The sequence below is a fragment of the Pseudomonas edaphica genome (genome assembly GCF_005863185.1).
Taxonomy (GTDB): Bacteria; Pseudomonadota; Gammaproteobacteria; order Pseudomonadales; family Pseudomonadaceae; genus Aquipseudomonas; species Aquipseudomonas edaphica.
Map to the genome: position 1 here is coordinate 1 of NZ_VBVZ01000152.1, position 11,820 is coordinate 11,820.

Consider the following 11,820-nt stretch of genomic DNA (forward strand, 5'->3'; position numbering starts at 1 on the left):
CGTAAGAACACTGGAGATCAAAGGTGGGAGCTGGCTTGCCTGCGATAGCGGTGAATCAGTCACTGAAAGGGTGACTGACAGAAAGCAATCGCAGGCAAGCCAGCTCCCACATTTTGAACAGTGTCAGGCCTTGGCTGAAGTGATCGACAGCTCCGCCGCCTCGGGACGCTTGATCAGCGCATACACCAGCCCAGTCACCAAGCTGCCCGCCACAATCGCCAGCAAATACAGGAGCGCATGGTTCATTGCATTCGGAATCACCAACACAAACAAACCACCATGGGGTGCGGCGAGTTTGCAGCCGAAATACATCGACAGCGCGCCGGTCAACGCGCCACCGGCGATGCTGGCCGGGATCACCCGCAGCGGGTCTTTGGCGGCAAATGGAATCGCGCCTTCAGAGATAAAGCACAGGCCCAGGATCATTGCGGCCTTGCCCGCCTCGCGCTCGGTCTGGGCGAACTTGCGCCGCGCCAGCAAGGTGGCGATGCCCATGCCGATTGGCGGCACCATCCCAGCGGCCATGGTCGCCGCCATCGGTGCACCACTGGACGCGGCCAGCAGGCCGACAGAAAACGCATACGCCGCCTTGTTGATCGGCCCGCCCAAATCCACACACATCATGCCGCCCAACAAAATGCCCAGCAGCACCGCATTGGTGGTGCCCATGGTGCTGAGAAAATCCGTCAGCCCCGTGAGCAACCGCGCCACCGGCGGGCCGACCAGATAGATCATCGCAAGGCCCGTGAACAGGCTTGCCAGCAGCGGGATGATCAGGATCGGCTTGAGCGCCTCCAGGCTTTGCGGCAATTGCACCGCGCGGGTGATCAGCTTGACGCAGTAACCGGCAAGGAAACCGGCGAGGATGCCGCCGATAAACCCGGCGCCCAAGGTGCCCGCCAGCAAGCCGCCGATCATGCCCGGCGCCAGGCCCGGACGGTCGGCAATCGAATAAGCGATGTAGCCCGCCAGCAACGGCACCATCAGCATAAAGGCCTGGTCGCCGACGGTTTTGAGGGCGGCAGCCAAGGTGCCTTTTTCTTCAAAAGCATGGATGCCGAACACAAACGACAAGGCGATCAACAGCCCGCCCGCCACCACCATCGGCAACATGAACGACACGCCGGTGAGCAGGTGCTTGTACACGCCGGTTTTTTCTTTTTTGCCGACCGCACCGCTGGCGGCGTTTTCTACCGCGCCTTCGGCCAGCGCCTTGTTGAGCGTGGCCTCGGACTGCTTGAGGGCGATGCCGGTACCGCAGCGGTAAATCTTTTTGCCGGCGAAACGCTCAGTGGCGACTTCGATATCCGCCGCCAGCAACACCACATCGGCATCGGCGATGGCCTGCGCGCTCAACGGCGTGCGTGCGCCCACCGACCCCTGGGTCTCGACCTGCAAGTCATAGCCCAGGCGCTTGGCCGTTTGCTGCAAGGCTTCGGCGGCCATGAAGGTGTGGGCCACGCCGGTCGGGCAGGCCGTGATCGCGACGATACGCGGGGCATTCTTCGCCGCCACCGGCGCTTGGCTGGCGACGTATTCCTGGGCCTCTTCGGCACCACGGCGCAGCACCGCGTCGACATCCGCCAGCGCCTGGGCCGGCGTGCTCTGGAATACACGCTTGCCGACAAACCGCTGCATATCCACCGGCGTGCTACTGACCAGCAACACCCATTCGGCAGCATCGATTGTGGCTTGAGACAACTGGCGCTCAGGGTGCTGCACATCTACGACTTCGGTGCTGGTGCTCCAGCCCTGGCGCTGCGCGGCGGCGTCCAACAAGCGGGCGCACAGCACACTGGTGACCATGCCGTTCGGGCAGGCGGTAACAATGGCTAACTTCATCACAAACCCTCTTATTGTTCTGTCAGCGTGCGCACATGGACGCCGCTTTCGAGGCGCGCCAACTGCGCGTCATCGCTGATGCCAAAACCGATCTGCGTGACCGCCATGGCGGCAATCGCCGTGGCCCGGCGCAAGGTGGTTTCCGGCAGATCAAACCTGAGCAGACCGTGCAGCATCCCGGCCAGCAACGAATCGCCCGCACCCACCGTGCTGGCGACGCTGACCTTGGGCGGCGTGGCATGCAGCGCGGTGCCTGGGCTGAACCAGTTCACGCCCTCGGCGCCGTGGGAGACCACCACATGCTCCACGCCTTGAGCATGCAAACGCTCGGCGGCCTGGGCCTGCTGTGCGATGGAGTCGGTGGCGCAATCGAGGGCTTCGGCGAGTTCTTCGGTGTTGGGTTTGATCAACCACGGGCCGGCCTTGATGCCCGCGCGCAAGGCTTCGCCGCTGGTGTCGAGGACGACTTTCAGGCCGAGGCTTTTCAAATGCACAAGCAAACTCTGAAACCACTGCGCGCTGACGCCGCGCGGCAAACTGCCAGCGACTACTACGGCAGCATGCCCCGGGGCGATCAGGGTCAATTGATTGAGCAAGGCCAATTGTGCCTGCTCACTGACCTGCGGCCCCGGCGCATTGATGTCGGTCACCCGGCCATCCTGTTCAGCGATCTTGATATTGCTGCGGGTTTCGCCCGGTACGCGAATAAACGCATCGGCAAAACCACGCCGTGCGATCAGCGCGTCAAACGCTTGCGGGTTGTCTTCCCCCAGAAAGCCACCGACGGTGACTTCATGCCCCAAGTCCGCCAGCACCTGGGCGACATTCACACCCTTGCCGGCAGCATGGGTCAACAGGGTTTCGCTGCGGTTGACGGCACCCGGTTGCAGGTGTGCCAGGCGTACCGTAAGGTCCAACGCCGGGTTCAGCGTCAGGGTCAGAATCTTCGCCATTTACACGGCCTCCACTAGGGCTCGCACTTGCGCGGGCGAACCCACCGCAAGCGCTTTTTGCGCCAGGCCCTGGGCCTCGCTCAGACTGAATTCACGCACCCGCGCCTTCACTTCGGGAATGCTGCGGGCTGACACACTCAACTCATCCACACCCAGCCCGACCAGCACAGGCACCGCCAGCGGGTCCGCCGCCAGTTCGCCACACACGCCGACCCATTTGCCATGGGCATGGGCGGCGCGCACGGTGATGTCGATCAGTTGCAACACGGCCGGGTGCAGGCCATCGGCCTGGGCCGACAGGGTTGGGTGGCCACGGTCGATGGCCAGGGTGTACTGGGTGAGGTCGTTGGTGCCGACGCTGAAAAAGTCGACTTCCTTGGCGAGTACCGGCGCGAGCAAAGCGGCAGACGGTACTTCGATCATGATGCCCAGTTGAAGGTCGGCCACCGGGATTTCCAGGCGCAGGCGCTCGGTCATATCGCGGGCGGCTCGCCATTCATCGACACTGCCGACCATGGGAAACATGATGCGCAGCGGGCGGTTGTCCGCCGAGCGCAACAGCGCACGCAATTGCGCTTCCATGATCTGCGGGCGCTGCAAGGTCAGGCGAATGCCGCGCACACCGAGGAAGGGGTTTTCTTCCTCGGCAATCGGCCAATACGGCAGCGGTTTGTCGCCGCCCACATCCAGGGTGCGCACCACCAGCGGGCGACCGCCAAGGCCGTCGAGCACACGGCGGTATTCGGCTTCCTGGGTGGCTTCATCCGGTGCTTGCGGGTGAGCCATAAAAATCAGTTCGGTGCGCAACAGCCCAATGCCTTCGGCGCCCTGCTCCACCGCCGCCGCAACGCCTGCGCTTTCACCGATATTGGCGAACACTTCCACGGCATGGCCATCGCGGGTCATGGCCGGTTCGTGACGCTGGGCCGAGGCCGCTTGCAGGCGCTGTTCGCGGGTGTCGCGCTCGACCGTGGCGCGTTGCAGGGTGGCCGCGTCGGGGTCGACATGCAGGCGGCCGCGCTGGCCGTCGAGCAATAGCTGTGTGCCAGCGGCCAGCAACAACACCGCCGCGCCGGCGCCTACCAAAGCAGGAATGCCCAAGGCACGCGCAACGATGGCACTGTGGGCCGTGGCGCCGCCACGGGCGGTGAGGATGCCGGCGACGCGGGTTGGGTCCAGGCGGGCAACGTCAGAGGGGCCGACTTCATCCATCACCAGGATGTAAGGCTCCTGGGCGGTTTCCAGGCCGCATAATTGCGCCAGCACCCGGCGACCAATGTCGCGCAGGTCGGCGGCGCGCTCAGCGAGCAAGGCATCCTGCAGCGACTCTTGCTGTTTGGCCGCGGCTTCGATCACGCTCATCCACGCAGCTTCGGCGCTTTCGCCCTGCTTGAGGCGCGTGTCGACCTCGTCGGTCAGCTCCGGGTCGTCGAGCATTTCCTGGTGGGTAATGAAAATCTCGCGGATCGCCTTGGATGTGCTGCGCTCGATCAAGCCCTGGATATCAGCGCGCACCTCGGTGAGCGCGGCGTGCAGGCGCTGGCGCTCAATGGCTGCAGACTCGCCGCGCAGCGGGTAATCGAAGACCTGCTGGGTCTGGATATGCGCCGGGCCGATGGCAATGCCGGGCGCGGCGGCGATGGCCTGGACCTGGCTGCCGGACACAGGCGCGCTGATCGCCGGTTCAATATCAAGGATGGTAGGTTGGGCACTCACGGTCGGCAGCGGCTCGACTTCCTCACCGAGCCCTTGCTCCACCGCTGCCAGCAGCGCGGGCAATGCATCACCGGCAATCACAGGCTCGGCGACAAACTCCAGCACCTGGCCGCGACGGGCGCCGAGGCTCAGCAACTTACTCAGGCTTTTCACCGAGACGGCACCCACCGGGCCATCAACGATGCGCACGCGTATATCGCCGTCAAAACTTTTTGCCAACTGCGCGAGGATCTTCGCCGGCCGTGCATGCAAACCATGGGCATTGGCCAGGGTGATGCGCACGCTCGGCCAGTCCGGCGGCAATTCGCCGCCGAGCACCTCAAGCACCGCGCGGCTGCTGGTAGCGCGGCCCAATTCCTGGCCGCGACCTTCAATCAACAAGGCGCACAGGCGTTCGAGCAAGGTTTGATGCGCCTCACCCAGGCTGGCCAGGCAGAACAGGCCGTTCAGGGGCTGGCCGAGGTAACGCATCGGTTTGTCCGGCGTCACGAACGCAAGGCCTGGGCGCTTCACCGTCTGCTCGCTGTGCAGCCACCACAGGCCATCGCCCAACGGCAGCGCGTCGACTTGCTGCAACACGGCGGCGAAACCATTACTGACACAATCGGCCTGACGCAACAGGCGTGCGCCACGCCAGACCAGCTCTTCAAAATCGTCGGCCGATACGCCCAGGCTGATCATCTGCGCGTCCAGCGCCAGTTCCTGTGGTGCGCCTTGCAGCAGTTTCAGCAAGGCTTCGGCGGAGCCGGCACGGCGCAGCGCCTGGCCCAGGTCGGTTTCTCCGAGGGCGCGGGTGAGCAGTTGCAGCAGGCGCAGGTGTTCATCGGATTTGGCCGCGATGCCGATCGCCAGGTAGACGATCTGGCCGTCGCCCCAATCCACCCCTTCGGGAAATTGCAGCAGGCGTACGCCCGTGGAAAACACTTGGTCACGGGTTTCCGGCGTACCGTGGGGGATGGCAATACCTTGGCCGAGAAAAGTCGAGCCTTGGGCTTCACGGGCTTGCAAGCCGCTCAGATAACCCTCGGCGACCAGGCCATCGGCCACCAGTTTGTCCGCGAGCAGGTGCAAGGCAGCAGATTTATCCACAGCCACCTGGCCCATGGAAATCTGCTCTACAGTGAGCTCAAGCATGCCGTTCTCCTAGTTAGTGCACTGTGGGCACTAGGTATTGTTTTGAATAAATCAGCGCAGGCGCGTTCATAAATAACTGACTGAGTGGTCAATTGGCAGTAGTCACTCAGTGGCGAACATCGTAAAAATACGCTTGCTGAAACGTTTAATCTAGAATTTATGGCAGATTATGCGCTAATTATGCAAGCTTGAAGGACCACTCGGCACTTGAGCTCAGACAATAGTCGTGTGCAGGAATCGGTTACGATTGGACAAAATGTCGGGGCAAGCTCTAAAAAACAAGGAAATCCCGGTTTGAAACTCAGTGATATCGCACGTCTGGCCGGTGTGTCCGTTACCACCGCCAGCTATGTCATCAACGGCAAGGCCGAACAGCAACGCATCAGCAGCGCCACCGTCGAGCGTGTGCGTGCTGTGGTCGAAGCCCATGGCTTTACGCCCAACCCTCAGGCCGCCGGGCTGCGCAGTCGGCACACGCGCACCTTGGGCTTTATCTTGCCCGACCTGGAAAACCCCAGCTACGCACGCATCGCCAAGCTGTTGGAACAAGGCGCGCGGGCGCGCGGCTACCAACTGCTGATCGCCAGCTCCGATGATGAAGCCGACAGCGAACGCCAACTGCTGCAACTGTTCCGCGCGCGGCGCTGCGATGCACTGTTCGTGGCCAGTTGTTTGCCGGCCAGCGATGACAGCTACCGTGAGCTGCAAGCCAAGGGCCTGCCGGTGATCGCCATCGACCGGGTGATGGAACCCGGGCAGTTCTGCTCGGTGGTCAGCGACGACCGCCAGGCCTGCCAGCAACTCACCAGCAGCCTGTTGCAGCCGCTGCCCAAGCAGATCGCGCTGATCGGCGCACACCCCGAACTGAGCATCAGCCAGGAACGCGCTGCCGGTTTCCGTGAAGCCTTGAGAGACTTCAAGGGCGACGTGCTGATCGAGCAGGGTGAAGCCTTCAGCCGTGACTGTGGCCGCCAACTGATGGAAGAACTCCTGCAACGCCTGGGGCATTTGCCTGACGCGCTGGTGACGACTTCCTACGTGCTGCTGCAAGGTGTGTTCGACGCGTTGCATGACTTCCCGCTCAAGTCCCGGCCGTTGCGCCTGGGCACGTTCGGCGACACCCAACTGCTCGACTTCCTGCCCTTGCCGGTCAACGCCATGGCCCAGCAACATCAACTGATCGCCGACACCGCCCTGCGCCTGGCCCTGGCGGCCATCGAAGAAGAACAGTATGAGCCCGGCGTGCATGCCATCGGCCGGACCTTCAAGCAGCGCATTCACGAGGCTTGAGCGTGGAGCTGATCGACACCCACACCCACCTGGACTTCCCGGATTTCGACACGGATCGCCGGGCAGTCCTCGCCCACAGCCGCCAACTCGGCGTGCAGCGCATGGTGGTGCTGGGTGTGTATCAGCAGAACTGGCAACGGCTGTGGGATCTGGTGCAGGACGATGAAAGTTTATTTGCCGCCTTCGGCCTGCACCCGGTGTATCTGGAGGATCATCGCCCCGCCGACCTGATCGAGTTGGGTGATTGGCTGACCCGTCTACAGGGCCATCGGCAACTGTGCGCCGTCGGTGAGATCGGGCTGGATTACTTCCTCGAACAGTTGGACCGCGAACGTCAGCAAAGCCTGTTTGAAGCGCAGCTGAAACTGGCTGTGGATTTCCAGCTTCCAGCCCTGCTGCACGTGCGCCGCAGCCACGCGGCAGTGATCGCCACCCTCAAACGCATCCGCCTGCCGCGCGGCGGCATCATTCATGCGTTTGCCGGCAGCGTTGAGGAGGCCCGCGAATACATCAAACTCGGCTTTAAACTGGGCCTGGGCGGCGCGGCCACTTGGCCCCAGGCGCTGCGTATGCACAAGGTGCTGACCCAGCTGCCGCTTGAGGCGCTGGTGCTGGAAACCGATTCGCCGGACATGGCGCCGGCCATGTACCCCGGCCAGCGCAACAGCCCGCAACATCTGCCGGCTATCTGCGACGCCTTGGCCGAACGCATGGGCATCAGCCCTTCAGTGCTGGCCGAAACGAGCACACGCAACGCGTGCGAGCTGTTCAACTGGTAGCACGTTGACCACCTGCAAATCCAAGGTCAGTCGCTGCCGGTGGCGCACGTAACGCAGTGTCAGAAAGTGCATAAGTACCACTATCAATGAAACGTTGAGCTGCCCGACCATACTGATCAGGCCGAGCCACTCGGCCACCATCGCCACGATCAGCACCGCGCTGGTCAGTACCATCATGCTGGGGTGCACCATGGCCCAGTGGTCCAAGGATTTGAACTGGCGCAGTTGCCTGGGGCAGTTCAACTCCAGGACCCGCTGACAATACGGGCAATCAAACGGCTCACGGATGGCAATGGCGTTCAATTGCCAGGGCTTGAGTTCGAAGGTGATGTCGCAATGGGCGCAGTGCCCTTTGATGCCGATAACCGCCGTCATCGCGTTGCCTCCCGAGTACCCGGATTGGGTGAAACAAATTCTCACCCAATCACATGATCAAAACAGGCACACCGAAAAATAAGGACAGGCACCACAAACCATCAAGCCTATTCCTACGCGCAGGTCTTACACACGAAACGCCCCGATCAAGTGCTTCAGTTCAATGACCTGCAACGACAGCTGCCGGCTGGCGGCCTCGGTCTGCTGCGCGCCCTGGGCCGCATGTTCGCCGGCTCGATTGATTTCGACGATGTTTTGGTCGATATCCTGCGCGACTGCGGTTTGCTGCTCGACGGCGGCGGCGATCTGCTGGTTCTGATCGACGATCATGCCCACGGCGCCAAGGATATTTTCCAGGGCCTGCTGGACCTTTTCCGACTGAGCCACGGTACCATCGGCCATGGTATGGCTGGTGCCCATGGCCTTCACCGCTGCGCCTACACCGCTGTGCAAACGGCTGATCATCTGTTCGATTTCTTCGGTGGAATGCTGCGTGCGCCGGGCCAGGGTGCGCACCTCATCGGCCACCACCGCAAAACCACGCCCCTGCTCACCGGCGCGCGCCGCCTCGATCGCCGCATTGAGCGCCAGCAGGTTGGTTTGCTCGGCGATGCTTTTGATCACTTCCAGCACGCTGCTGATGGACTGGCTGTCGGCGGCCAGTTGATTGATCACCCGCACCGATTCATCAATCTCCGACGCCAGGCGCGCAATGCTGCCCTGCTGGGATTGCACCAGGCCACGGCCGGTGACGGTTTCGTGGTTGACGCTTTGGGCGCTATTGACCGCCGCGGCCGCGCTGCGTGCCACTTCCTGGGCGGTGGAAGACATCTGGTTCATCGCCGTCGCCACCTGTTCAATCTGGCTGCGCTGGCCGGACACCGCCTGATTGCTTTGCGAAGACACGGCCTGCACCTGGCCGGCTTGCAGCTCGACCTGGCTAACGGTGTGCCCCACGCGTTCGATCAAGTCGTGGATCTTGGCCACAGTGCCGTTGAACACTTGGCCCAGGTCGCCCAGTTCATCGCGACTGTGGGCCACAAACGTGACGGTCATGTCGCCGGCCGCCACCTTGTCCATCATCGCGCCCAGTCGGCGCAAGGTGGTGCGCGTGGAGGCATAGAAGCCTGCATACAAATAGAAGATCAGCAAGAACACCGCCACCAGGGCACACACCAGCACCACCATGTGCGTGCGGTTTTGCGCCAGGCGCTGCTGCAGTTGCTGCTCAAGGAACCTCAGGGTGGTGTCATTGAGCTGGTAGGTCTGGGCCATCAGTCGGCTGACATCTTCGTAGAACCCCTGCCACGGCGCGTCGAGGGTTTGCGCCATGACGACCTGCTCTTCAAACAACTCGCTGCCTTGTTTGAGGCTGGCACTGCTGGCCTGGGCCAAGCTGTCGAGCGCCGTGTGCGCGGCGGTACTGGCGCCCAGGGCATCCTGCAGCTTCAAGGCGTATTCAGCCTGGAGTTTTTCCAACTGTTGCAACAGTTCGTCAAAGCGCGTGCTGGAGGATGAATTGAGAAAGCCCTGGCCGAGGGAGTACGCGCCCATGGCCCGCCCCTCGCCGAGGGTTTGGGTGACTTGCGCGGTGACGCTGGTGAGCAGCTCACTGAGCTGGCGCAAATCACTCTGAGGGTCGCGGCTCAAGCCGGACTGGCTGGCGATGATCTGGCTCAACATCTGCGCCTTGTTGAGTAATTTGCCGATCAGCGCGCTTTTGCTCAGCAGCGAGGTTTCTTGCTGCTGAGCCTTGAAGGCGGCGATTAACTCGTCGCGTTTGCCCTCGAAGGCGCTGGCTTGCTCAGGGTCGACGGTCATGGCGTTGAGGCTTTGCAGGCGGCTCAGTACGCTCTGCTCAAGGGTACTGATCTTGCCTTCGAGGTCGCCGGCCTTACCTGATTGCCCCAGCACCGCGTTGATCTGCACCTGATTGTTCAGGGTCTCCAGATCGCGCCGCAGGGCCAGGCTGCTGCCGAGCAAATCGAGGCTTTGCAGTTCAATGCGGGTGCCCTGGAATTGCGACCAGGAGTCACGCACCAGAAAATAGTTGGTCGCCAGCATCGGCAGCAGGAACAGCACGCTGATCAGGCTGAACTTCATGCCAAAACTCAGGCGGTTCATCAGGGCGACAGCGGGATAGAGCAAGCGCTTCACGGGTGAGCTCCCTTTCTTATTTTTATTGAGGCGCAGGGCGGCGGCAGATAGCCACTATTTGGCGCTCTGACTGTATAGCTCAATTTGAAAGGGAGTTTTGTAACGTAAGGTTAACGGCTTGGAAATTCACCACAGACCCAATGTGGGGATGCAGGCACCTTGGTGTATCAGGCATACCGAGTTGATGCCATCGCAGGCAAGCCAGCTCCCACAGTTGACCGAGTATGACTCTGCTGTTGCTGTTGCTGTTGCTGTTGCTCTGGCCCTTACATCCTTTTCGATGACGAAGTCAGCGGTCTTTTGATCTACGCTTTTGATCTTGATCTTGATCTGAAATCGCCCCGTCAAACACGATGGCCGGAATCTGACAGTGATTTGGGGGGTAAACCGGCAGGGATGCCGGTTTAGCCGCGCTGGGCCAAGGATGGCCCATCGCGGCGGCCCCCCAAATCACTGGCGGATTGCGGGCATGCCGAGCCATAGCGAGGCACCGAGTGTTGGGGCGAAGACCTTTTGGTTACTTTTGTGTCTTTACAAAAGTGACCCGCCGTAAGGGCGGAACCCTAAGCAGCCGTTACCGCAGCAATGGATATGTACACCCACAAGCCGCCATCGCAGGCAAGCCAGCTCCCACATTTTGACCGTACGGAGCTAAGGCAACACCGTCCAAATCGCAAACCCCGCATACCACAGCACCGCAGCCCGCAGCAGCAGTTCCCACAGACGATCCAGGCTGTTGATGCCATCGGCCCCCACCACCGGTGGTGGAATTTCAGCCGCCACCAAGCCAACTTTTTCCATCAGTTGCGCAGCGCTGATGTCCCAGCTCAACAGCTCATGCAGCATCACCCGGCTGACCGCGACAAAGTTACCCACCAGGGCAAAGCTGGCCGCCAACAGACGCACCGGCAGCCAATCAAATGCGTGACGCAATTGCCCGGCGCGTTCGGCGACCAGCGGGTTCTGGCTGTTCTCGCTGGCCAATGCCAACAGGCGATAAGCCAGGGCCGCGACCGGGCCAAGCAGGAAATACCAGAAAATCACCGCAAAAAAGCTTTGGTAGGCCTGCCACAGCAAATGGCCTTGAACCCGCTCCAACAGTTGCTCGCCACTGTCGGCGGCCACCTTCAGGTCGCGCTCGGCGACGTGCTCGGCAGCTTGCAGGTCGCCGCGCCGCCAGGCGTCGCGAAACGGCCCCAGCTCGCCCAGCAGGTCGCCGCGCCCCAGGCTGTAGATCACCACCAGCAAATGCACCGGCAGCGCCAACAGACCATAAGCCACGGGCTCCAGCACCAACAGCAACAACCCCAGCACGGCCACCGGCAACAACACCAGCAGTACCAGGATCAGCCAAGGCTGCTTGCCCATGCGCGGGCTCGACTCCAGCTTGGCCAGCTCGCGCAGCCATCCGCCGTCACGTTGCAACCGCCGACGCAGGGCCGAGAACTTCTCGATCCACACCGCCAGCACCAACACCAGGAAACTCATCGTGCGTGTCCTCCATCCTGCAGGGCGCTGCGAAAGCGCGTCCAATCAAAAGCCGGGCCCGGATCGGTCTTGCGTCCCGGTGCGAT

8 protein-coding genes and 2 pseudogenes are annotated in these 11,820 nt (G+C 62.1%); 2 read left to right on the top strand and 8 right to left on the bottom strand.

Annotated elements, in window-relative coordinates; genetic code table 11:
- Positions 1-123: 123 nt before the first annotated feature.
- The 3 genes from FEM54_RS12310 to ptsP are packed head-to-tail and all read right to left on the bottom strand — an operon-like array spanning position 124 to position 5,645.
- Positions 124-1,842 carry a PTS fructose-like transporter subunit IIB gene (locus tag FEM54_RS12310; RefSeq protein WP_138451114.1) on the bottom strand — a complete coding sequence of 573 codons (1,719 nt, stop codon included), beginning with the start codon at positions 1,840-1,842 and terminating at the stop codon, positions 124-126.
- An 11-nt stretch (positions 1,843-1,853) separates the two neighbouring features.
- Complete coding sequence (gene pfkB, locus FEM54_RS12315; protein ID WP_138451116.1) at positions 1,854-2,795, bottom strand: 1-phosphofructokinase; 942 nt, start codon at positions 2,793-2,795, stop codon at positions 1,854-1,856.
- Positions 2,796-5,645, bottom strand: coding sequence for a phosphoenolpyruvate--protein phosphotransferase (gene ptsP, locus FEM54_RS12320; protein ID WP_138451118.1), 2,850 nt, complete (start codon positions 5,643-5,645; stop codon positions 2,796-2,798). It lies immediately after the preceding gene.
- A 294-nt stretch (positions 5,646-5,939) separates the two neighbouring features.
- Here ptsP and cra point away from each other — a divergent pair, with 294 nt between their 5' ends.
- On the top strand, positions 5,940-6,935 hold the full coding sequence (gene cra / locus FEM54_RS12325; RefSeq protein ID WP_017138305.1) for a catabolite repressor/activator: 996 nt from the start codon (positions 5,940-5,942) through the stop codon (positions 6,933-6,935).
- Positions 6,936-6,937: 2 nt separating this feature from the next.
- Complete coding sequence (locus FEM54_RS12330; protein ID WP_017138306.1) at positions 6,938-7,714, top strand: TatD family hydrolase; 777 nt, start codon at positions 6,938-6,940, stop codon at positions 7,712-7,714.
- On the opposite strand, the gene FEM54_RS12335 is transcribed toward FEM54_RS12330, so the two are convergent.
- From FEM54_RS12335 to FEM54_RS12350, 5 genes and pseudogenes are all read right to left on the bottom strand, one after another.
- Positions 7,661-8,089 carry a hypothetical protein gene (locus tag FEM54_RS12335; RefSeq protein WP_017138307.1) on the bottom strand — a complete coding sequence of 143 codons (429 nt, stop codon included), beginning with the start codon at positions 8,087-8,089 and terminating at the stop codon, positions 7,661-7,663. The genes FEM54_RS12330 and FEM54_RS12335 overlap by 54 nt on opposite strands.
- A gap of 126 nt (positions 8,090-8,215) precedes the next feature.
- Positions 8,216-8,929: a methyl-accepting chemotaxis protein gene (locus FEM54_RS35080; protein ID WP_419789491.1), complete on the bottom strand. Its 714-nt coding sequence runs from the start codon at positions 8,927-8,929 to the stop codon at positions 8,216-8,218.
- 144 nt (positions 8,930-9,073) lie between these two features.
- Positions 9,074-10,213 (bottom strand): annotated as a pseudogene (locus FEM54_RS35085) (HAMP domain-containing protein); the annotation flags it as partial.
- A 684-nt stretch (positions 10,214-10,897) separates the two neighbouring features.
- Positions 10,898-11,734, bottom strand: coding sequence for a regulatory signaling modulator protein AmpE (gene ampE, locus FEM54_RS12345; protein WP_138451122.1), 837 nt, complete (start codon positions 11,732-11,734; stop codon positions 10,898-10,900).
- A pseudogene (locus FEM54_RS12350) lies at positions 11,731-11,820 on the bottom strand (1,6-anhydro-N-acetylmuramyl-L-alanine amidase AmpD); the annotation flags it as partial. The pseudogene FEM54_RS12350 and the gene ampE, both read right to left, overlap by 4 nt.

Excerpts from the sequence above, each read along its gene's own strand:
- FEM54_RS12310 (WP_138451114.1), bottom strand. The coding sequence starts at position 1,842 with ATGAAGTTAGCCATTGTTACCGCCTGCCCGAACGGCATGGTCACCAGT.
- pfkB (WP_138451116.1), bottom strand. The coding sequence starts at position 2,795 with ATGGCGAAGATTCTGACCCTGACGCTGAACCCGGCGTTGGACCTTACG.
- ptsP (WP_138451118.1), bottom strand. The coding sequence starts at position 5,645 with ATGCTTGAGCTCACTGTAGAGCAGATTTCCATGGGCCAGGTGGCTGTG.
- FEM54_RS12335 (WP_017138307.1), bottom strand. The coding sequence starts at position 8,089 with ATGACGGCGGTTATCGGCATCAAAGGGCACTGCGCCCATTGCGACATC.
- FEM54_RS35080 (WP_419789491.1), bottom strand. The coding sequence starts at position 8,929 with ATGAACCAGATGTCTTCCACCGCCCAGGAAGTGGCACGCAGCGCGGCC.
- ampE (WP_138451122.1), bottom strand. The coding sequence starts at position 11,734 with ATGAGTTTCCTGGTGTTGGTGCTGGCGGTGTGGATCGAGAAGTTCTCG.